Here is a 23046-nt window from a genome sequence, read left to right as displayed (position 1 = left end):
AACAACAACTTAAACATAATAATGCGTTGATGAAGAGTAGTAGCATTTGAAGGAGTTTTAGAGAGCCGATGGGGGTGGGAATCGGTATGATTTCATTTGTGAATGGACTTCGGAGTTGCCGAGCAGAACGTGAGTTATTCAGTATGCTTTGGCCGATTTAGCCAATCGTTATAATAGGCTGACAGTTATTTCTATAGGCTGTCATAAAGTGGATTGCTGAATTCAGCAATCAATTAAGGTGGTACCGCGGGTCTCTCGTCCTTTTTTCAAGGATGTGAGGCCCTTTTTGTATGGGATAAAATTGAATAAATAAAACGTTAAGAAAGAGGAGTAGCATAAAAACATTGCACTACAGAGAGCCGGAGTGGGTGAGAACCGGTATGCAGGCTTTATGTGAATGGGCTTTCGAGTGATTCCCTGAAAGATTAGTAGGGGAATACGGGATTCCGCCGTTAAAAGGATAGGATATTAAATGATGGATTCCTTCCTCATCGTATCTGAAAGAGATCCAACGGGGGTGGCACCACGATTATACGTCCTCCATAAGCAATTTATTTGCTTATGGGGGATTTTTTTATTTTCAGGGGGGATTAGATTGAGGAAACCTAACATAATTAGGCAACGACTGAAAGCCGAGGAAAAGAACAAACTTAGAAATATAGAAGACATTGCTAAGTCTTATAAAGCTGTGCTTGAATTTCCATCTCCGAGCGGTAGCAGGACAAAAATTGTTGCCTTTAACCTATATGCAGAAATCATGACGAGTATAGATGGTACGTTCTTTAAAAAAGGTCAAATGAAAAAGAAAGTGAATAATCCGCATGAGTTTATAAAAGCGTCCCTTGCAATCGATGATGCCCTTTATCCTGATCTGCCATTTATAGGAGGTTCCATTGGATTTGCCGGTTATTCGTACAGTTTTCTCTTTGAAGAAATAGATTCGCCGGAAATGAATCCGGTTGGTATTCCGGATTTTCATTTTCTCTATCACACAGATTATTTTATTTACAGCGGTGATGATTTCTCCGAATGCAGCCACCTCCATTTAGACTATGAAGGTGAACGATCAGAGGAAGAATTGGCTAAAAACATGAAGTACTTTCGGGAAAAACTATCCACATATAGCCAGGCTTCTGGAAATGAAATGTATTTGATTCACGGAATTAAAAGCAATACGAATCAGGAGAAATTTATTGATACGGTTAATGAATTAAAAGCCAGAATACGGAACGGCGATATATTCCAGGCTGTCTTGTCGCAGCGATGGACCGGTTCATTTAGGGGAGACCCGGAAGATTATTATGGGAAGTTAAAGCAAGAGCATCCTGATACATTCCAGTTTCATATTAATTTTGGCTCCTATCACATTGTGGGTTGCTCTCCTGAACGATTGATTGCGATCGATCAGGGCGTTATTCACTCTAATCCGATAGCTGGTACAAGACGAAGAGGCTCTACTATTCAAGAAGATGAAGAACAGATTGCCAGTTTAATAGCGGATGAAAAAGAGAAGGCAGAACATGTCATGCTGGTGGATCTTGCTAGAAATGATTTGGGGAAGATTTGTAAGCCGGAAAGTGTAAATATTAAACGGTTTATGGAGATTGAATTATTTAAAAATGTGATCCATCTTGTTTCAGAAATTACAGGCCTATTAAACGAAGCGATTCATCCAATGGATGCAATTAAAGCCTGTTTGCCGGCTGGAACCGTATCGGGCGCGCCAAAGATAAGAGCAATGCAGTTAATCTCAGAGGCTGAACAGGAAAGAAGAGGCGCTTACGGCGGCGGTGTTGGTTTTATCTCCTACGGTGGGGAATTAGACCTCGCCTTAGCAATCCGAATGATGGTAATTAAAGATCAACAAATTCATTTCCAGGCTGGCGCTGGTATTGTCTATGATTCCATTCCGGAAAATGAATGGTATGAAACACTTCATAAAGTTGGATTTAAGGAGGATGGGATAAATGATTTTACTTATCGATAATTTTGATTCCTTTACGTATAACCTCTATCAGCTTTTATTAGAACTGGGGGAAGAGGTACTGATTAAACGAAATAACGCCCTTACGATTCAAGAAATAAAAGATTTATCACCAACATCAATTGTCTTATCACCCGGACCTGGTCGGCCTGAAGAGAGTGGGATATGTAAAGAAATGATTAAAGCTTTTTATAGCCATATTCCTATTTTAGGCGTTTGTCTAGGGCATCAGGCCATTGGCCAGGTGTTTGGTGCTACGGTAAGTCGAGCTGGAAAGATCAAACATGGTAAATCATCAAAGATCATCCATACAGGAGATGAAATTTTTAAGGGTACACCTCAAGGGTTTCAGGCAATGAGATACCATTCTCTAATTATAAAAGAAGAGACATTGCCAAATGAGTTTAAGATTATAGCAACTTCAGAGGATGATGACGAGATTATGGCCATTCGTCATAAGCAGTATCCCTTATACGGCGTTCAATTCCATCCTGAATCAATAGGAACGCCCTATGGAAAAACAATAATAACTAATTTTCTTAATAGTACTGTGAAGGAGGCAGTCTTGCATGAATGAGTATCTTTTCAAATTAAGTAAAGGAAAGAGTTTATCAGAGGGCGAAATGACAGATGCTGCAAAACAAATGTTAAATCCAACTGTTTCTGAAGCGGAATTGGCTGCATTTTTGATGGCTATTGGATTGAAGGGATACGGGAGTAAGGAACTGTATATTATCGCAGAAATGATTCGAAAGGAATCGACACATCAGCTAGGAACTATCCCGGAAGCCATGGATAATTGTGGTACCGGAGGCGATCGCAGCAATAGCTTTAATATCAGTACGGCATCAGCATTTGTTTTGGCAAGTGCCGGAATCAAAATGGTGAAGCACGGAAACAAAAATATGACGAGTCAATCCGGCAGCATGGATGTGCTGAACGCATTGGGCATTAATACGATTAATCAAAAGGAAGAAGCCAGGAAAGCTATTCATCAAGCTAACTTAGTATTTTTGAATGCTGGACATATCCACCCAAAATTAAAAAGAATCGCTGCAGTTCGGAAGCAATTGGGTATTCCTACGATTTTCAATGCAATCGGACCCTTAACAAACCCAGTCCATTTAACCTATCAAATGGTTGGTGTGTATGATGTAAAACTATTAAAGCTGTATGGAGAAGTATTGTTGAAGGCTGGGAGAAAAAAGGCTGCCATTATCCATGGAGCGGGTAATATGGATGAAGCTTCATTGTCTGGCGAAAACAAGCTATATTTTGTTCAGAGTGGTCTAATAACAGAAGAAGCCATCCATCCCAATGACGTTGGATTGAAAGTATCGGACAATAGCCGTTTGACCGGTGGTGAGCCGTCTGAAAATGCAAAAAAAATGATTGGTATCTTCTGTGGGGAAAAGAATCCATGTCGTGATGCCGTCCTTCTAAATGCAGGAATTGGTTTATTTGTATCAGGGAAAGTTTCTACGATCCAGGAAGGAGTCATGTATGCGGCTGAATTAATTGATTCAGGTGCTGTCTATCGGAAATTACTTGAAGTTAGGGGACCGGTTCAAACGAAAGGGGCCAATGATATATGCCAACCTATTTAATGAATATCGTGGAGCACAAGAGGAGAGAGTTAAGCAAATCAACCGCAATTGAATTGTCAAATGACATCAAACGAATGCAGGTAAGAGATACTTTTGCTGAACGAATCAGAAGTCAGTCTACCCTTGGTGTGATTGCAGAATTTAAACGGTCATCTCCATCAAAAGGAATCATTCAATCTTTGGCCGACCCAATAGAGGTAGCTAATCAATATAAGGAAGGCGGCGCTGACGGCATATCTGTTTTAACGGATAAAGAATATTTTAATGGAAGCTTTGAAGATTTACAGGTTGTAAGCAGTCATATAGATCTGTCAGTCTTATGCAAGGATTTTATATTGGAAGAATCTCAGATTAATCAAGCCTTTTTATCGGGGGCAAGTATAGTCCTGTTGATTGTAAGAATTTTATCACCTGGAAAATTAAAAGCATTGTATGAGTATGCTCTCCATCTACATTTGGAAGTTTTACTGGAAGTGCATGATGAGGAGGATTTAATGGCAGCTCTGTCCCTTAAACCGCAATTGATTGGCATAAATAACCGAAATCTTCAAACATTTAACACGGATTTAGCTGTTACTGAAAATTTAATCAAATTGATTGACGATCCGTCGACTATTGTCATTAGTGAAAGTGGAATCAAGAATGTTAATGATTGTTTACGTGTTGCCAATGCAGGCGTGGATGCAATCCTAATTGGGGAGGCATTGATGATGCATCAAGATCCCGCTCAATTTGTAAAAGAAATCAAGAAAATTGAAAGAAGGTACAGTCGGTGAAGGTGAAAATCTGTGGAATACAAACCGTCGAGCATGCATTAGCAGCTGAAAAAGCAGGTGCGGATGCCCTTGGATTTATGTTCGCCGAAAGCAAGCGAAGAATTATTCCTGAGAAGGCCAAACGAATCATCTCCAAACTGAAAGGTGAAATCTGGAAGGTCGGTGTCTTTGTTAATGAAGAGGTAGAAACGGTGAAACAAGTGGCACGATATTGTGGATTGACAGCCATTCAGCTTCATGGAGAAGAAAAGCCGGCAGACTATTTGGAGGTTGGATTGCCGATCATTAAATCGATAGGAATTAAGCCTGCTCAAGCAGACTTAGATGTTGGTGATGTTAAGCATGCTGATTATATTTTATTGGATGCTGAAGCACGGGAATATAGAGGTGGAAACGGAGTGGCATTTGATTGGGAAAAGGTTAGAGGACTGGGAGCTAAATATCCTACTATCATTCTAGCGGGAGGCTTGAATTCTGAAAATGTAAGAGTTGCGATTGAGGTTGTAAATCCGTTTATGGTTGATGTGAGCAGTGGTGTTGAGGTAAATGGGAGAAAAAATACGAGAAAAATCTTTGAATTTATAAAAATGGCAAAAGAGGGGGAAATCAAGTGAATCAAATAAAAGAATATCCAGATAAAACTGGCCGATATGGGGAATATGGAGGAAGATTTGTACCGGAAACATTAATGCCGGCTTTGTTCGAATTGGAGGAAGCCTATAAAACGATTGCGCAGGAAGAGTCATTTATTACTGAATATCAATTACTTTTGAAGGATTATGTAGGAAGAGAGACTCCGTTATACTATGCGGAAAATTTGACCGAACATTTAGGTGGTGCGCGGATTTACCTTAAAAGGGAGGATTTAAATCATACCGGGGCTCACAAAATTAATAATACACTTGGTCAGGCCCTGCTTGCCAAAGCGATGGGCAAAACAAGAATTGTTGCGGAAACAGGTGCCGGCCAGCATGGAGTCGCGACTGCTTCAGCCTGTGCCTTGCTTGGTTTGGAAGCAGTAATCTTTATGGGTGAAAAAGATGTGAAGAGGCAAAAACCGAATGTATTGAAAATGGAATTGTTGGGTGCAAAGGTAGTGCCTGTACAACAAGGAAGCTGTTCACTGAAGGATGCCGTAAATGAAGCTTTACGTTACTGGGTCGGTCATATTGAGGATACACATTATTTATTGGGATCTGTGATGGGACCCCATCCTTTCCCGCAAATTGTACGAGATTTCCAGAGTGTAATAGGTCGGGAAACCAGGGAGCAATTCTTAGCTTTACACAATCGATTGCCAGATGAAATTATTGCCTGTATCGGCGGTGGCAGTAACGCGATGGGGATGTTTTACGAATTTTTAGAGGATGAACAGGTTACTTTAGTAGGCGTGGAAGCGGCTGGCCAAGGGTTAGATACGAATGAGCATGCAGCGTCTCTTACAAAAGGAGAAAAGGGGATTTTACATGGCGCACTCATGTATCTCCTGCAGGATAAAGCAGGACAGATAGAGGAAGCCCACTCTATATCGGCTGGACTTGATTATCCGGGAGTCGGGCCAGAGCACTGCTTTTTGAAGGATGAGGGAAGAGTTGAGTATACATCTATTAGGGATGATGAAGCATTGGAAGCTTTTAAGCTGTTAACAAGAAAGGAAGGAATTATACCTGCGCTGGAAAGCTCGCATGCGATAGCGGAAGCAGTCAAAAGGGCACCTGATATGGGGAAAGATCAGTCTATTGTAATTTGTTTATCCGGGAGAGGAGATAAAGATATGGATACCGTCATGAATGTAATTGGAGGTGTGGAGCATGCCTAATAAGCTAGTAGACTGTTTTTCAGAGGCTAAAAGGAGTGGAGAAAAAGGGTTTATACCCTATATTATGGGCGGTGATGGAGGGATCGATCAGCTTGTTCCGACTATAAAGTACTTTGAAAGATTAGAGGCATCCGCCATTGAAATTGGAATTCCATTTTCTGACCCAGTAGCTGATGGACCAAGTATTCAGGAAGCAGGTTTACGTGCCCTGGAACAAGATGTTAATTTGGAGGATATATTAAATGAATTAGGGAATACTGAGGAAACTATTGAAATTCCGTTAATTATTATGACGTATGCAAATCCTGTTTTACGACTTGGGATTTCAACGTTTGCTGCAAAATGCAGAGAAGCCTCCATTAGTGCCTGTATCATACCAGATGTTCCGCTGGAGGAAGAGCAGATGTTTAAGAAAGAGCTCAGTAAGGAAGGCATTGTGTTAATCAGAATCTTACCTTTAACAGCAAATCCAACTCGAATGGCAAAGCTTTGTGATGGAGCGGAAGGTTTTATTTATGCAGTAACGGTAAATGGGACAACAGGAGAACAGGCACAGTTGAATGATGAAGCCTTTAAAGAACAAATCCTACAACTTAAGCAGAATACGGATTGTCCAATCTATGCGGGATTTGGAATATCCAATGCAAAGACGGCCAATCAATTGTATGACTATTGTGATGGAATTATTGTAGGGAGTAAGGTTGTAAGTTTACTGCATCAAAAGGGCCATAAGGAATTGGAGTCCTTTGTTAAAGAATTGATTAGAAATAAGGCAAAACAAACAACCAGCTAACAATTTGTATGTTATCAGTCCAATAAGCCGTTTCACTTCTGTTTTTTTTCAGGAAAGATAGGGTATAAAGGATAGCAACCCATATCTTGTGAAGGGCAAAAAGAATTAGTGGAGGGGATTATATGGAAACGACTGGTATGCAAAAACAATTTGAGTTGACCAGAAGTAAGCTACAGGAAATTTTAGAGGATTTATCTGAAGCGGAGGCTGATCTTCAACCAGAAGGTTTTAATAATACGATTCGCTGGCAATTAGGGCATGTGCTGGTAAGTGCGGAATCCTTCTTGTTTGGCTATCCTGGCAGCGGTTCACCGCTTTCAGAGTTATATGGAGAATTTTTCAGTAGCGGAACTTCGCCAAAATATTGGCAAAGAAGTGCGCCTTCCTTGAATGATATCAAATCAAATTATCAATCTCAGGAAAAGAGAATTAAAGAACTACCAATCGATTATTGGAAAGAAGAAGTAAGCGGTCCTCTCACTAAGTTTGGTGTACAAACAAAAAGCGATTTGTTTCACTTATTACTGAGCCATGAAGCGATGCATTTAGGGCAGATTCAATCATTAAAAAAATTAGTTGAACGACATAAAACGACTAACCAATATTAAAAAAAGAGCGGGGAAGGTGCCATACCTTAAAAGTTAGAGTGAAAATTAACATTTAGGGGTCGGTACCGTATTCCCCGCTTCTTTTATGTATCTGTTTATTTATTAAGCAAAAGATCTGATAAATCATTTGCGCCTGTTTCTAGTGTACGAGCCCTTCAGAATCGTTATTCCAATATAAATTTTTCATGAAATGAAAAGTATTTGGAAAAACTGTTCGAGAGGTGATTGGAATGAAAAAGAGTGGCATCAGAAAAGGAAGTTTACTTATTGCTGTATTTAGTGTTTGGCTAAGTTTACCTATGAACGGGATAGAAGCCAGTCCATATATGAGTCAACAAGAAAAAAATATCATGCACGTTCTTAGGTACCAACAATCTACGGCCGACGCGTCATTTAAGAAAGGTTATAAGGTGGCAAAACATAGACTCGATCGAGCTCTGCAACAAAAGACGGATGAGGATAAAGCCATTATTTTAGATTTAGATGAAACCGTATTGAATAACCGTCCTTTTTTAGCTAAGTTGGATCAAAAGAAAAGCTCTTTTAATGATAAAGAATGGGATGCATGGGTCTACCAAGCAAATGCCAAACCGCTGCCTGGTGCATCAGAGTTTCTTCAATATGCGGATATGAAAGGAGTCCAAATCTTTTATGTATCAAATAGGAAAAAACATTTATATGAGGCTACAGAAAAAAATCTAAAAAGGGCTGGATTACCGCAAACGGATCAGGGACATCTTATTTTACTGACAGATGAAGTGAATACAGAATCAAGAAGGAAAGCAATCGAAAAGAATCATAGCGTCATTCTGCACCTCGGTGATAATTTGATTAATTTTTCCAAGTAAATTGATACTTATGATCCTCTAGAACAGAAGCGGCAGGTGGAATAAAGAATAGGAAGGAAACAAGTAGATTGTGTTATCAACTCCATGCAGGGGAACTGAAAAAAGGAGATACGTTATTTACTGGAAGCGATGGTTAAACAAAGTCAGTTCCAATTGTGGAGCTGACTATTTTATTTTCAAAAGCTATCGAAAATTATACCCGAGCTTTAGAGTAGCTATGGCCCCACCTATACCGCACCTATCCCAGGTCAAAGATGGTGTAAAGGTGTGGGAGAGATGGAGGAAAGGAGTTTTTCCCCGGCTATGGACCAACCTATCCCCCACCTATTTCAACATCTATGCTACATCTCTCCTAAACCTGTTTTTGATCAATAGATAGCTGATCTCTTACCTTACTATATCGTTTAAATAACCTATTCCTATTGTTGTATACTAAAAATATAAGAAGAGAGGTGGTCGGTGATGAATATTTATTTTGCGAATGATATCAGAAAAATCGACAGTAAAGCTGAAGCGGATGGGATGTCCATCTTTACTTTAATGGAAAACTCTGGACAGGCATTGTTCAGAGAAGTATCCAGTTTAATTCAGAGGGAAGATGAAGTTGGAATCATCGCTGGGCAAGGAAATAATGGAGGTGACGCGATTGTCCTTGCGAGACTATTGCTGAATCACGGTTACAAGACTACGCTTATTTTGCCGTTTGGATTGCCAAAGTCTGAAGTTGCTCAACAGCATTTTTCTTATTTTATTACTTGTGGATATCCATACACCCAAACGATTGAAAATGAATATGATGTTCTGGTAGATGGGCTCTTTGGAATTGGGTTTAAACCGCCGTTTTCCAGTCATGCGGATCGAGTGCTTGCCTACTGGAACCAATCATTGGCTCTGAAAATTGCGATTGATATTCCTTCAGGTGTTGAAGCAGATAGAGGTAATGTAGTGACTGCCTTTAAAGCAGATTACACATTATGCTTACATGGGGTTAAGCCTTCAGCTTTTTTAGTACCTTCGGCCGAATACTATGGGACAGTCAAATCGTTGGATATTGGATTGGTGCAGCAATCAGGCTGGAGAGTATGGACAGAGGAAGATGTTAAACAAACATGGCCTGCTTTACCGAATAATCCGCACAAAGGATCATTTGGAACGGGCTTATTAATAGCAGGCAGTGAAGAAATGCCAGGCTGTGCACTTCTTTCCGGGCTAGGTGCTATGCGTTCAGGAATTGGCAAACTGACTATCGCAACCGATAAAAGTGTAGCACAAATTGTTTGTCAGAGACTTCCTGAAGCAACCTATTGGTATCATTCGCTTCAACAATTAAAAGAAAATAAACAGCTATCCAGTATGAAAGCAGCAGCAATCGGTCCAGGTTTGGATTTGGATGAACAATTGGAGGATAAAGTTCAATTTTTATTGAATCAACCTGATTTGCCTCTTATTTTAGATGCCGCTGCCCTGCAAAAAAGAGATTATCCAAAAGGGCGTCCTGCACCGGTTATTTTGACACCTCATCCTGGAGAGATGGCTCGAATTACAGGATTATCTTCTAAGTTGATCAATGAAAACCGCATTTCGGTTGCTCGTGAATTTGCTATTGAACATGAGGTTACAGTTATTTTAAAAGGAGTAAATACGGTTATCGCTTTTCCAGATGGTACTGGCTATATCAATCAAACGGGAAATCGAGGTCTTTCAAAAGGCGGTTCTGGAGACACTTTGCTTGGAATTATTTTAGGACTACTGTGTCAATCTGAACCTTTCTCACACTATACAACAGCCGTGTCGAATGCGGTTTATCTTCACGGTAAATCGTCAGAATATTGGGCGATTGAACGTGAACCGAGTGCAATGCTAGCAACAGATATTATGGAGGTTTGGCCATATCTTTTAAAAGAATTAAATTTAAAAAAATAGGAAAGAAAGGTATTAATTTAGCAAAAAAACGGGAATAGACAAATAAAAACTTGGAAAGGAGTCTCTTGATGAATCGAGTCTATACGTACACCAAGAAAGAAGAAGTCGTCAATGCGATTACTCATGGGATAGGAGCAGCTTTATCCTTTGCGGCCCTCATCTTAATGATTGTTTTTTCTATAACGAATGGAGCCGGCGATAGGCTATCAGTTGTTTTGGTCTATGGAATATCGATGTTGATGCTTTTTACATTCTCGACTCTGACTCATGCATTTCCTGAAGGCAAAGTCAAAGTGATTATGGAATTCTTTGATCATACCTCCATCTATTTATTTATTGCAGGGACATATACACCATATGCAATCATTGCAATTGGAGGGAAAACAGGATATACATTATTGGCGATTATCTGGACGTTGGCAATAGTCGGGATTGTTTTTAAAGCCATTTTCCTTAGAAAATTTGTCATTCTCTCTACAATAATCTATATCATCATGGGCTGGTTAATTGTTGTAGCATGGGAGCCGTTAAAAATGGCAGTTCCTCCAACCGGATTAATGATGCTTGTGTATGGTGGTTTATTATACACGCTAGGAAGCATCTTTTATGTATGGAGAGGGTTTCCTTATCACCATGCAATTTGGCATCTGATGGTATTGATTGCTTCTATCCTACACTTTTTGTCCATCTTTTTATATGTATTACCTATGTGAATTAAAAAAATGTCGATTCAATACTCCAACAAAGGTTTGGAGTTTGAATCGACATTTTTTAATATCTTCTTTGATTTTGTAAGAAATGTAATGTTTTCTCACCAACTGCTCGCGCGCTTTGTGGGTTTTGTCCTGTAATCACGCGTTCATTTTCCACCACATGAGAGGTGAAAGGAATGGCTGATTTTGTGAATTTTCTAGCTTTAGCTGTCAACTCATTTTGAAGCTTGAATGGTATTTTATGTGATGCAAACATGATCGTTTCTTCCATATTTGTATAACCAGTTACTGTTTTTCCTTCCAATAGATGAGTCCCATCTGATAATTCAATATTCAATAAAGCAGCAGGTCCGTGGCAAACAGCCGAAACGACACCACCTTTTTCATATATTTCAGCAGTCAATTTTTGAATGCTGGACTGGTTAGGGAAATCCCACATTGTTCCATGTCCGCCTGCAAAATAGATGCAGCCATATTCATCAGATTTAATCTCGTCAATCGAAGCAGTTTTATCCAATCTACTAATAAAGTAAGGATCCAGATAATATTCCTTCGTCCTGTTGTCCAGCAAGATAGGGAGAAGGCTTTTCGGATCCAGAGGAACTTTACCTCCTTTTGTGGATACTATATCAACCTCGTATCCAGCAAGTTTCAAACAATCATAAAAATGTACAAGCTCGCTTAACCATAAACCCGTTTTATCTTTTTCATTCTTCATATATTCATGGCTCGTTACAACAGCCAAAACTTTCTTTTTCGCCATTTAAAATCCTCCTATCTATAAAGTGTAATTTTAACATAAATTGACTCTAAGACATATTGATATGGTGCTGTAAAGAAAAGGAAATGGTGGGTGGTGATCAGTTTTCGCGCTTCATGGAATTAAATTAGATAGGTTGCGGTTTTGATGGGGATGGTACCTATTATTTCTAGTATGGGATGTTGTATAGGTGACGGACTATTCGTGGGTCTTTAGGATACGCTTCAATCTGGAATGAAACATATGAAACGCTAAAAAATAGAAGAAAATATTGCTTTTTTGATTTTGATCGCTATCAAAAAAATGAACGGCTAAGCCAACTGGAATTCAGGGCTCTAGCCGCCATAAAGTATTTTTATTATTTCTAATGTCTACTTGACAGGGAGCACTTCACTGTCTCCATTAAACAGGCCAGCAGCAAGGCGCAAAGGGGGGGAAAGAAAATCAGTTACTCAATTTAAATTGAGTTTTTCTTCTATTAGATTCATATTAGACTGCCGAGTTATTAACTAAATGACATGGTAGTAAATTCATTCGTATATTATATTTTGATCGTTTTGCTGTATAGTCTAGTTCCGTTTAAACTAACAATAATGGAGCTATCTAATAAAGTGAGGTAGTAATATAGAAAATTTGTACGTAATTGTTTCTATTCTTGATTCATACCATGATAAAAATATTTGCCTTTTCTCCCATTAAACACGAACAAGGTGCTTTTTAGATTCCATTATAGGACCGAATTTATTTTTTGCCTGTTATTTGTGAAGAAAAATACGGTTAGTAGGAAGCTTGATCTCAACTATGGTGTTTCCTTTTTTACTCTCGTAGGTCATTTTCCCTTGAAAGTCACTTATCACAATCCCTTGAATAATGGATAGTCCTAAGGTGAGTGGATTGGACATATCGAAATTTTCAGGAAAACCACTTCCATTATCTCTCACAGACAAGTAAATTATATCGTTGATCTTTTTACATTTTATAATAATTATGCCGGTATCATTAATAGAAAAAGCATGCTTAAAACAGTTAATGGCTAATTCATTGATTATCAATGCAATAGAAGTGGCTTTATTATAGGGGATAAAAATATCATCAAGTTCAAAATGAATTGTTATCCGTGGATTGTGATTAATAATGTTTAGGATTTCCTCAATTATTTGTTTAACATTAATAATACTTCTGCCTAATTTATTTTTTGAAAGTAGATTATGTACAGAAGCAATACTTTTTATTCTTGCAATAATACTGTCAAGTAAATCATCTATAGATTGATCAGGATTGTTTCTAACAAAAGTTTTCTGTAATGAGATAAGTCCCACGATTGATTGAAGATTGTTTTTGATCCGATGGTGACTTTCTTGCAGAAGAGCGGATCTTCCCATTAATCTCGTATCTTCGATTGCAATAGCGGCATGACGAGCTAAAGCTGATAAAAACTTTGCTTCTTCACTTGAATGAACATATAAGTTTTCATATGAAACCTGAATAATACCTGTTACTTGGGAACGAATCAAAACTGGGATACAGATAATTGTTTTTACATTTTCTATATTTTTAAACAGTGAGGTGAAAATTATATCATTTTTATTAGCGTAGTAGATAGCATTCTGCTTCGCTATTTTTACAAGAGCTTCATTTGACAATTGAGATTTCAAATTTTGTTTATTTTTAAATTCGAAATCATCAATAATACTCCAAGTAAATTCATCAATTAATTTAATCGAACTGCTGTCAGCATTCATAACGCGTGTAACTTCTTTTGCTAAGAGCAATAATACATCCTTTAACTCATATTCCGATGTCAGGAATTCTGCAGCCTTAAAAACAGCGTCAAGAACAGCTTTAGTCTCATCATCTTTATATTCATCATTCCTATTAAAACTGTAATCTTCAATTTTATTAAGGAAATTTTTAGGGTCGGCTTTTGCTTCATCAGCTGTAGTTTCTGCCGTGATTTTACCTTTAGAGAATATTGAAATTCGGTCGGCTAGTTTTAAAGCATCCTCCCATTGTTTTGTAATATAGATTATGCTTTTGCCCAGTTCTTTGTATTTTTTCATTATGTTATATAATTTAGAAGCATTAGTAGTTGATAGTCCTTCCATTGGCTCATGTATAATAATAATTTCGGGTTTTTGAATAAAACCTCTTGCAATATATATTAATCTTCTTTCTTCATCGGATAAATATTTAACCTTCATTGTATGGTCAAACTGAAAATCCAAATCAGTTAAGACATTCTTAGCACTGTTCTTCACTCTTTGCCAATCAATAAGAGGAATAAATTTATGTTTTGGAAGACTAGATAAATTAAGATTTTCGGCAATAGAAAAGTTGTTTATCAATAAGGGCTCATGATGTAAAATGGAAATTTTATTACTAGCTTGTTTTGTGTTTGTTAGTATTTTGTTTTTAAATTTAATTTCACTTTCTAGGCTAGGTTTTTCTATTAATCTATTGATTGCTTGCATGAAAACCTTTTGCTCAGAACTATTCTTCATAATAAACGCGTGAATTTCTGAATACATGAGATTAAAACTAAGATTGTCTATATCTCCATCAGGACTTGTAAATTTTACATTATTACACTCTAAAATAAACTCACTCAAGTGAAAACCTCCAACCAAAGAAAAAGATAGTAATATTAGAAAAGTGATTATGAATTTATTGGTATATGATTACAGACTCTTCCTATTCAATCCTTATTGTACCATAATTGGCATATGGTTGATTTTTCTTTCTTTCTTAGAAAAGTATCTATATAATTTAATCATAACGACATAGGTCTTTCAGCTAAAAAATCTTCTATAAATATATAACAATGATTAATTGGGTGGTGATAAGCTTGTTCCAGTCTTTACGAATTTTGATAGCTGAAGATGAATTTTTAGTATTAATGGCAATAAAGTCCTATGTAGAAACGCTAGGTCATGAAGTTGTTGGAATTGCGACAGATGGAGAGAATGCGGTTGAATTAGCATTAGAAAAAAAGCCGGATCTTGTAATCATGGATATTAATATGCCTAACCTTGATGGAATTGAAGCGATTAGAAAGATTAATGAAATCCTATTTATCCCAAGTATTATTGTAAGCGGTTACCACGATGAAAAACTAATTAACAGAGCAAAAAAAGAAGCTGTACTTTATTATTTATTAAAGCCTATTGATATTGAAGATTTGAAAATCGCCATAATTATAAGCTTAGCTAATTTTGAAGAAATAAAGAGTTTGCAGGAAGAGTTAAAAAATACAAAGCATACATTGGAAGCTCGAAAACATATTGAAAAAGCAAAAGGGATTTTAATGGAACGAATGAATTTGAAAGAGGCAGAAGCAATGAGACGTTTACAGAAAATGAGCCGCGATAATAACAAAAAATTAGTTATAATTGCAAAAGAGCTTATTGAAGCAGATTCATTATTTCGTATTAATGAGTAAATAGTTATACTAATAAATTTAACAAGAGTGTTTTTTAAAAAATTCAAAATATCTATTGACCAGGGGGGGAATATTATAATACAATATAGACACAGTGATAAAAAGTGATTTTTTCGATTACTATACTCATGTCTGGTATAGGAGTAAAGTTATTTAAAATTAATTAAATATTATAAATTTTATACTTAGGATTGGTATAAGGTTTATTATGGCTATGGGTGCCTTAAATATGTAATCTTTTATTCTCTTAATTGGGAGTGTAATTGTATTGCGTGCTTTAAGGTACCCATATTTGTTTTTATGCTAAAGATTTATTCTGAAAGGGGTGATACGAAGGTTGTAAAAGGAATGAAATAAAAAAGCGAACATATTTATAAAAGTATTTTGGCCTAATCTAAAAAACACTGGCCTTTTTAATGAAATAAAAATGTAAACGCTTTATATTCTCTCTTTTTATACCATTCTTTTTATTTTTAACATATTAATTAAATAAAATGGAGGTAAATGTAAATGAAAAATTTTAAAAAAGCAATAGTACTTTTTCTAGCATCACTTTTACTTATTGCAGCAGGATGTTCCAAAGAAAGCAATAGTGAAGCAGAGGGGAAATCGAAAGCGGGTTCAATTAAAATTGGTATGTCATTTCAAGAAATGAATAATCCATATTTCATTTCGATGAAAGAGGCTTTTGAAGAGGCAGCTAAAAGTATTGGTGCTGAAAAAACATACATTGCTGACGCTCAACATGACGTAACAAAACAAATTAATGATATTGATGACATGATCCAAAAAGATATTGATATCCTATTAATCAATCCTACTGATAGTGAAGGTGTCGAGGGAGCAGTTGAAGCTGCGAAAAAGGCAGGAGTTATTGTAGTAGCAATTGACGCTCAAGCTAAAGGTCCAATTGACTCTTTTGTAGGTTCAAAAAACTATGATGCTGGTTATTTAGCTGGGAAACAAATGGCTGAAGATTTAGGTGGGAAAGGGAAAGTTGCAGTTCTGGATGGAATTCCAGTTGTCCCTATATTAGAGCGTGTGCGTGGATTTGAGGATGCTGTTAAAGAACACAAAGGAATTGAAATTGTTGACATGCAAAATGGGAAGCAGGATAGGGCGGAAGCAATGAAGGTAACAGAAAACATGATTCAAGCCAATCCAGATTTAAAAGCAATCTTTAGTGTTAATGACGAAGGGGCATTAGGTACACAAGGAGCTATTGAAGCATCAGGCAAAGATATATGGATTTATAGTGTTGATGGACATCCAGAAGCTATTGAAGCGATTACAAAGGGTGGAGTATTTAAGGCAACTACTGCACAATTCCCAAGAGACCAAGTAAGAATAGGACTTGGTATGGCGTTGGCTAAACTTTGGGGTTCTGAAGTGGTTCCAACTGAAGTTCCAATTGATGTAGAGCTACAAACAAAAGAAAACGCTTCAGGTTTTAGCTGGTAATCTTTACGATTAGGCGTTCATGCTAATTTTGCAGAGCGCCTATCCTACAGATGGTATAGAAGGATGGTGATTGCTGTGGATAACATATTGGAAATTAAGAATATAACAAAGGAATTTCCTGGAGTAAAAGCGCTAAAGGATGTAAGTTTCAATATTAAACGTGGAGAAGTTCATGCATTAGTAGGAGAAAATGGCGCTGGTAAATCAACATTAATGAAAATTCTCTCTGGTGTGTATGCTCCAACTACCGGAAAAATTCATTTAGATGGCCAAGAAGTTGAATTCAAGGATCCAAAGCAAGCACAACAATTAGGAGTAAGTATTATCCACCAAGAATTCAGTTTAATTCCTTTTTTAAGTGGTGTAGATAATATTTTCCTGGGTCGTGAGATAAAGCAAGCTAATGGATTGTTAAATAAAAAGAAGATGAAGAAAAAAGCAACAGAAGTTTTACAAAGACTAGATGCAGATATTGATATTAATATACCTGTAACAAAATTAAGTGTAGCAAATCAACAATTTATAGAAATTGCAAAATCGATTGCTATTGATACAAAAGTCTTGATTTTTGATGAACCAACTGCAAGTTTAACTGGTAAAGAAATCGATAAATTATTTGAGTTAATCGAGAAATTGAAGGCCGATGGTGTAACCATTATATATATATCGCATCACTTAGAAGAAATCCTTGAAATATGTGACCGCTTTACCTGTTTGCGTGATGGAGAGTTTGTTGGAACCCGGAATATAAAGGAATCTACAAAGCAAGAAATTGTAAAGATGATGGTAGGTCGTGAAATAATCAATGCGTTCCCTGATAACCCGGTCAAAACAGGAAATGGAGAAATGTTATTAGAAGTTAAACGGATGAATAACAAAGAAATCCATGAAATACAATTCACCCTGAAAAAGGGAGAAATCATTGGAATTGCTGGGCTTGTTGGCTCTGGTCGAACAGAGGTTGTTAGAGCACTGATGGGCGCTGATGAAGCTAAAGATAAAGAAGTGTATATCAATGGGCAAAAAGCGATTATTAAAAACCCAACTGACGCACTGGCACATGGAATAGCATTGATTCCAGAAAGCAGAAAAACACAAGGACTAGTACTAAGTCAATCTGTAAAAAATAATATTAGTATTCCTATTTTAAAAGATTTAACTAACTACATAAGGATTATAAATAAAAAGAAAGAAAATGAAATTGTTGAGCAATCAATATATAATTTGCTAATCAAAACACCAAGTAGTTCACAACTGGTTAAAAACCTTAGTGGAGGTAATCAGCAAAAGGTGGTTTTAGCCAAATGGTTAAATACAGATTGCAAAATATTGATCTTCGATGAACCTACCCGTGGAATTGATATAGGGGCTAAGGAAGAGATTTATAAGCTTATGAGGAAATTAGCAAATGAAGGACTTTCGATAATTATGATTTCCTCTGAGTTACCTGAGATTTTGGGGATGAGTGATCGAATTCTTGTTATGCACAAAGGAAGAATTAAGGGAGAACTTCAGGGAAGTGAAGCGACTCCAGAAAAAGTAATGTATTTTGCAACGGGTGGTGCGAATGGATGAGAGAATTAGATATTAAAAGAAATGGAGTAAACATTAAAGGATTATTTAAAAATCCTGAAATGCTAACGTTATTAGGCTTTTTAGTATTATGTATATTCTTCACTTTCACAGCTGACAGTTTTTTTACAGCAGATAATATCTCAAATATAATTAGGCAGGTTTCTATCAACGGAATATTAGCAGTTGGTATGACATTTGTTATCCTAACTGGTGGTATTGATTTGTCAGTTGGATCTGTTATGGCACTTGCAGGAACAATCATTGCCGGAATGATGATAAATGTCGGATTATCGCCGATTGTTGCTGTTCTGATTGGTATTGTATTAGGTGCTGTTCTTGGATATATCAATGGTGTATTTACTGCATATGCAAAAATACCGGCGATTATAATTACATTAGCAATGATGGAAGCTTCACGTGGTTTGGCACTTCTTTATACAGGTGGTTATCCTCTTTCAGGTCTGCCAAGCTCATATGGTTTTATTGGCAGAGGATATTTATTCGGAGTTATCCCAATGCCCGCCGTTATCATGATTTTAGTTTTTATAGCAGCTTATATTATCTTGAACCATTTACCTATTGGTCGTTATATATACGCACTGGGTGGTAATGAAGAAGCTGTAAGGTTATCTGGGATAAAAGTTAAGCGTATCAAAACCTTTGTCTATGTAGTCAGTGGTGTAACGGCTGCGATAAGCGGAATGATCATGACTTCAAGGCTTTCTTCTGGACAGCCAATGGCAGGAGAAGGTTATGAATTAGATGCAATCGCTGCAGTAGTATTAGGTGGAACGAGTATTGCAGGTGGGCGCGGCCATATTTTTGGAACATTATTAGGAGCGCTTCTAATAGGAGTATTGAGTAATGGGTTAAACCTAATGGGTGTTTCACCATATGTTCAACGTGTACTAAAAGGTGTAATTATCGTTGCGGCCATCTATTATAGTAGCTCGCGACAAAAAGACTAAGCTACTAGAATAGCAAGTAAACATTTGTGAGTACAAAGTGATTCAATTACATTGGTTGTTAAATTTAATCAATAGGGAGATGTTGAAAAATGTCAGTTTTGTCGGAAACAATGAAAGCAGTGGTAGCATATGGTCCAGAGGATTATCGAGTGGAGGAAGTGAAAGTTCCTAAGGCAGGGCCGGGGGAAGTTATCATAAAAGTTGAAGCTTGTGGTATTTGCGGGAGTGACTTAAAGGCATACCATGGTTCTGCAATGTACTGGGGTGGAGAGGATCCTTGGATGAAAGCACCTGTCATTCCAGGACATGAATTCTATGGAATTGTTGCTGAACTAGGAGAGGGATCAGCTGAGAAGCATGGGTTGAAGGTTGGCGATCGAGTAACAACAGATCAAATAAATCCTTGTGGAAAATGTAAGTTCTGTAAGACTGGTAAGTATTGGATGTGTGATATTCACAATATTTACGGTTTCCAAAAAGATGTTGCTGAAGGAGCATGGGCTGAGTACATGAGATTCAGCGATACTGCAACTATTTATAAAATTACTGATGGAGTAACGCCTGAAGAAGCGGCTTTAGTTGAGCCGATGGCTTGTGCAGTTCATACAATTCAAAGAGCAACAATTGAATTTGAAGATGTTGTTGTACTAGCAGGTGCTGGAACACTTGGATTATGTATGCTTCAACTCATCAAATTAAAAACACCTAAGAAATTAATCGTATTAGATGGAAATGATAATCGCTTAGCTGTTGCGAAAAAATTCGGTGCTGATCTTGTGATTAATCCGCTTAAAGAGGATGCCATTAAAATTGTTAAAGATTTAACAGATGGCTACGGCTGTGATGTATATATTGAAGCTACCGGTCATCCAAGTGGTGTTACACAAGGGCTAGAAATGATTAGAAGGCTTGGAAGATTCATTGAATTTAGCGTGTTTGGTTCAGATGTAACAACTGACTGGAGCGTAATTGGTGATAGAAAAGAATTGGATATTAGAGGGTCACACTTAGGTCCATACACATATCCAATTGCGATTGATTTATTTGAACGTGGTCTATTAACTGCTGAAGGGATTGTAACTCATAGCTACAAAGTCGAAGACTTTGAAGAAGCTATGGAAATGGCGCACAATCCAGAAGCTATTAAAGTTTTATTAAAACCTTAATTAATAATCTGAAAATATTGATCTTACGTTCGGTAAAATAACTTTGCTGAATGGGATGCAGGGCAGCGGCTTCTGAGAATAAATGATGTATCCAGGTGAAAGCATATGACATAAAGGTCGTGGACCGCTTCTGCAGAAGGCGACTGCCCGTACCAAAATTAGTAATGTACCAAAATGAAAATATAGAACAGTGACCATTAGTATACTTTTTCACGAAATTGCAGCTTCCACTTTATGGGAAGCGGATGAAGGGTGATAAGATGGATTATTTAATAGGTGTTGATATAGGTACTCAAGGAACAAAAGCAGTCCTAATTAATCCTAATGGGAAAGTGCTTGCACATAGCTATAAGGGATATGACGTTGAAAAACCTAAATCTTCATGGGCGCATCAGTGGCCAGAACCATGGGTAGAGGCAACAAATTATACCATTAAATCTGTTGTTGAGAAATCAAATATTGGCCCGGAAAATATTAAGGGTGTTGCAATTAGTAGTTTATATGGGGGTTCTGGTATCCCTGTTGATAAAGATATGAACCCGTTGTCACCTTGTTTAATTTGGATGGATCGAAGAGCTGAGAACGAAGTGGAATGGGTGAAGGAAAACATTGATCTTGATGAATTATTCGAGGTAACTGGAAACTCTGTTAATTCTTACTTTGGTTTCACAAAAATTCTTTGGATAAAAAATAATCTACCAAAGGTTTGGGAAGAAACGAAATACTTTTTACCGCCAGCACCATATGTTGTGTACACATTAACAGGGGAAGTAGCAGTGGACTATTCTTCTGCGGGTAATATTGGTGGTGTATTTGACCTTAAGGGAAGAAAGTGGTCAAAAGAAATGACTGAAAAACTAGGCATTCCTTTAAGTTTTTTTCCTGATCGACTTGTAGAATGCACTGAAATTGTTGGTGGAATTACTGAGGAAGCATCTAAAAAGACGGGCTTAAAGGTAGGTACTCCTGTGATTTGTGGTGGTGTTGACGCGCCTGTTGCAACATTAGGAGCAGGAGCGCTCATTGAAGGCAATCATGTTGCTATGCTGGGCACTTCGATGTGTTGGGGCTTTATCACAAAGACTCCAAACTTATCTCCAAATCTAGTAAGCTTCCCTAATAGCATTGATTCCCATGACTATATTTATACCTTCGGTGGCGCGGCGACAGCAGGAGCTGCATTAAGATGGTTCAGAGATGTTATTGGCGAAAGTGAAATAGAAGCAGAGAAAAGGTTAGGCATCAACGCTTATACGTTATTGGATTTACACGCAAAAGACATTCCGGCAGGTTCTGATGGATTATTGGTTCTTCCGTATTTCATGGGCGAAAGAAGCCCTATTTGGGACAGCGACGCTCGTGGTTTAATTCTCGGATTAAGCTTAGTACATACGAAAGGTCATATGTATAAAGCATTTATGGAAGGTGTGGCTTATTCTCTTCGTCACAACATGGAAATGGTTGCAGGTACAAAGGCGAAACTAGATGCAGAAATTATCATAAGCGGTGGTGGTTCTAAATCAATGAACTGGCCGCAAATCTATGCTGATGTAACTGGCCATCCGGTAAGAATAATCAAAAATGACGTAGAGGCCCCATTAGGGGATGCTCTTTTGGCTGGACTTGCAACAGGTGTCATCACAGATCCTAAAATTGTTATAGATTGGCTAGAATTTGATGAAATGATATTGCCAAACCCTGAAAATAAGAAGAAATATGACCAATACTATGAACAGTACAAAGAATTATATGAAAATACAAAACATATTATGAAAGCTGTTAATAGTATCGAAAATAAATAAAAAGATAGCTCGGCATTTGCCGAGTTTTCTTTATAGAACGGAGTGATTTTTATATGTTAGAAGAATTAAAACAAAAAGTATTAGAAGCAAATTTAGAGTTGCCGAAAAGAGATTTAGTCATATTCACTTGGGGGAATGTCAGTGGAATTGACCGTAAAAAAGGACTTGTTGTCATTAAACCAAGTGGAGTTTCCTATGAAGATTTAAGAGAAGAGGATCTGACGGTAGTAGACTTAGAAGGTAATATCATTGAAGGTGATCTTAATCCATCGTCAGACACTGCGACGCACTTAATCCTTTATAAGGCATTTCCGGAAATAGGAGGGGTAGTTCACTCCCATTCTCCATGGTGCACAAAATGGGCACAATCAGGACGATCTATTCCTGCATACGGAACTACACATGCGGATTATTTTTATGGAGACATTCCTTGTACTCGACAAATGACTTCGTTTGAAATTGAAAATGAATATGAAAAGAATACGGGTAAAGTTATTGTAGAAACTTTCCATGGTATTAACCCAACTTCTATTCCAGGTGTAATTGTAAATAGCCACGGTCCTTTTAACTGGGGAATAGATCCAATGAAGGCAGTTGAAAATGCATTAGTAATGGAGGAAGTTGCGAAATTTGCCTACTATACTCAAAGTCTATCACCAAAAATTGATTCCATAGACCAATATTTACTGGATAAACATTTTTTGCGTAAGCATGGAAAAGATGCATATTACGGTCAAAAAAGAGTTGAAAGTTAATGTAATTGGCTATAACATAATGGCTGTTATACGCAGAACGAGCAGAATT

Annotated in this window: 20 protein-coding genes and 2 other annotated features; of the genes, 18 read left to right on the top strand and 2 right to left on the bottom strand. The window is 37.4% G+C overall.

What is annotated here, in order from left to right:
• The first annotated feature begins 17 nt into the window (after positions 1 to 17).
• Positions 18 to 266, top strand: a binding site (T-box leader).
• A gap of 42 nt (positions 267 to 308) precedes the next feature.
• Positions 309 to 544 (top strand) — a binding site (T-box leader).
• Between the two features lie 51 nt (positions 545 to 595).
• From AC4G3N_RS01785 to trhA, 11 genes are all read left to right on the top strand, one after another.
• The gene (locus tag AC4G3N_RS01785) at positions 596 to 1987 is read left to right on the top strand and encodes an anthranilate synthase component I family protein (protein ID WP_491089622.1); all 1392 of its coding nucleotides are present in this window, start codon (positions 596 to 598) and stop codon (positions 1985 to 1987) included.
• Positions 1968 to 2561 carry an anthranilate synthase component II gene (locus AC4G3N_RS01780; RefSeq protein ID WP_066107002.1) on the top strand — a complete coding sequence of 198 codons (594 nt, stop codon included), beginning with the start codon at positions 1968 to 1970 and terminating at the stop codon, positions 2559 to 2561. Before AC4G3N_RS01785 ends, AC4G3N_RS01780 begins: the two co-directional genes overlap by 20 nt.
• Positions 2554 to 3591, top strand: coding sequence for an anthranilate phosphoribosyltransferase (gene trpD / locus AC4G3N_RS01775; RefSeq protein WP_148629797.1), 1038 nt, complete (start codon positions 2554 to 2556; stop codon positions 3589 to 3591). The genes AC4G3N_RS01780 and trpD overlap by 8 nt, the downstream gene beginning before the upstream one ends.
• Entirely contained in the window at positions 3576 to 4367 is a 792-nt protein-coding gene (trpC, locus tag AC4G3N_RS01770) for an indole-3-glycerol phosphate synthase TrpC (RefSeq protein WP_491089621.1), read from the top strand. Before trpD ends, trpC begins: the two co-directional genes overlap by 16 nt.
• Entirely contained in the window at positions 4364 to 4981 is a 618-nt protein-coding gene (locus AC4G3N_RS01765; protein WP_148629795.1) for a phosphoribosylanthranilate isomerase, read from the top strand. Before trpC ends, AC4G3N_RS01765 begins: the two co-directional genes overlap by 4 nt.
• Before the next feature lie 5 nt (positions 4982 to 4986).
• Entirely contained in the window at positions 4987 to 6186 is a 1200-nt protein-coding gene (gene trpB, locus AC4G3N_RS01760; protein WP_262365992.1) for a tryptophan synthase subunit beta, read from the top strand.
• Positions 6179 to 6979 (top strand): tryptophan synthase subunit alpha, encoded by an 801-nt coding sequence (trpA, locus tag AC4G3N_RS01755; RefSeq protein WP_491089620.1) that lies wholly within the window; start codon positions 6179 to 6181, stop codon positions 6977 to 6979. The genes trpB and trpA overlap by 8 nt, the downstream gene beginning before the upstream one ends.
• 122 nt (positions 6980 to 7101) lie before the next feature.
• Positions 7102 to 7587, top strand: a complete 486-nt coding sequence (locus AC4G3N_RS01750; protein ID WP_491089619.1) for a DinB family protein — start codon at positions 7102 to 7104, stop codon at positions 7585 to 7587.
• Positions 7588 to 7817: 230 nt separating this feature from the next.
• On the top strand, positions 7818 to 8435 hold the full coding sequence (locus AC4G3N_RS01745) for a 5'-nucleotidase, lipoprotein e(P4) family (RefSeq protein WP_491089618.1): 618 nt from the start codon (positions 7818 to 7820) through the stop codon (positions 8433 to 8435).
• A 462-nt stretch (positions 8436 to 8897) separates the two neighbouring features.
• Positions 8898 to 10358: an NAD(P)H-hydrate dehydratase gene (locus tag AC4G3N_RS01740; protein ID WP_491089617.1), complete on the top strand. Its 1461-nt coding sequence runs from the start codon at positions 8898 to 8900 to the stop codon at positions 10356 to 10358.
• A gap of 68 nt (positions 10359 to 10426) precedes the next feature.
• On the top strand, positions 10427 to 11071 hold the full coding sequence (gene trhA, locus AC4G3N_RS01735; protein ID WP_491089616.1) for a PAQR family membrane homeostasis protein TrhA: 645 nt from the start codon (positions 10427 to 10429) through the stop codon (positions 11069 to 11071).
• 58 nt (positions 11072 to 11129) lie between these two features.
• Here the strand turns inward: trhA and AC4G3N_RS01730 are convergent, their stop codons facing one another.
• Together AC4G3N_RS01730 and AC4G3N_RS01725 are read right to left on the bottom strand one after the other, a co-directional pair.
• The gene (locus AC4G3N_RS01730) at positions 11130 to 11834 is read right to left on the bottom strand and encodes a type 1 glutamine amidotransferase domain-containing protein (protein WP_491089615.1); all 705 of its coding nucleotides are present in this window, start codon (positions 11832 to 11834) and stop codon (positions 11130 to 11132) included.
• A gap of 752 nt (positions 11835 to 12586) precedes the next feature.
• Positions 12587 to 14440 (bottom strand): histidine kinase dimerization/phosphoacceptor domain -containing protein, encoded by a 1854-nt coding sequence (locus tag AC4G3N_RS01725; protein WP_491089614.1) that lies wholly within the window; start codon positions 14438 to 14440, stop codon positions 12587 to 12589.
• 236 nt (positions 14441 to 14676) lie between these two features.
• Here AC4G3N_RS01725 and AC4G3N_RS01720 point away from each other — a divergent pair, with 236 nt between their 5' ends.
• The 7 genes from AC4G3N_RS01720 to AC4G3N_RS01690 all read left to right on the top strand — a co-directional run bounded on the left by AC4G3N_RS01720 (position 14677) and on the right by AC4G3N_RS01690 (position 22997).
• Positions 14677 to 15270, top strand: a complete 594-nt coding sequence (locus AC4G3N_RS01720) for an ANTAR domain-containing response regulator (RefSeq protein WP_491089613.1) — start codon at positions 14677 to 14679, stop codon at positions 15268 to 15270.
• A gap of 510 nt (positions 15271 to 15780) precedes the next feature.
• Positions 15781 to 16731: an ABC transporter substrate-binding protein gene (locus tag AC4G3N_RS01715; protein WP_491089612.1), complete on the top strand. Its 951-nt coding sequence runs from the start codon at positions 15781 to 15783 to the stop codon at positions 16729 to 16731.
• A gap of 63 nt (positions 16732 to 16794) precedes the next feature.
• Positions 16795 to 18306 (top strand): sugar ABC transporter ATP-binding protein, encoded by a 1512-nt coding sequence (locus AC4G3N_RS01710; protein WP_491089611.1) that lies wholly within the window; start codon positions 16795 to 16797, stop codon positions 18304 to 18306.
• Positions 18303 to 19274, top strand: coding sequence for an ABC transporter permease (locus AC4G3N_RS01705; protein WP_491089610.1), 972 nt, complete (start codon positions 18303 to 18305; stop codon positions 19272 to 19274). Before AC4G3N_RS01710 ends, AC4G3N_RS01705 begins: the two co-directional genes overlap by 4 nt.
• A gap of 89 nt (positions 19275 to 19363) precedes the next feature.
• Complete coding sequence (locus AC4G3N_RS01700; RefSeq protein ID WP_491089609.1) at positions 19364 to 20440, top strand: alcohol dehydrogenase catalytic domain-containing protein; 1077 nt, start codon at positions 19364 to 19366, stop codon at positions 20438 to 20440.
• Positions 20441 to 20700: 260 nt separating this feature from the next.
• A complete protein-coding gene (locus AC4G3N_RS01695; RefSeq protein WP_491089608.1) occupies positions 20701 to 22242 on the top strand; it encodes an FGGY-family carbohydrate kinase in 1542 nt (513 codons plus the stop codon).
• A gap of 53 nt (positions 22243 to 22295) precedes the next feature.
• On the top strand, positions 22296 to 22997 hold the full coding sequence (locus AC4G3N_RS01690) for an L-ribulose-5-phosphate 4-epimerase (RefSeq protein ID WP_491089607.1): 702 nt from the start codon (positions 22296 to 22298) through the stop codon (positions 22995 to 22997).
• Positions 22998 to 23046 lie beyond the last annotated feature (49 nt).

Source organism: Bacillus sp. z50, assembly GCF_058313585.1.
The sequence above is the reverse complement of the archived record's forward strand: the minus strand, read 5'-3'. Positions and strand labels throughout refer to the sequence as shown.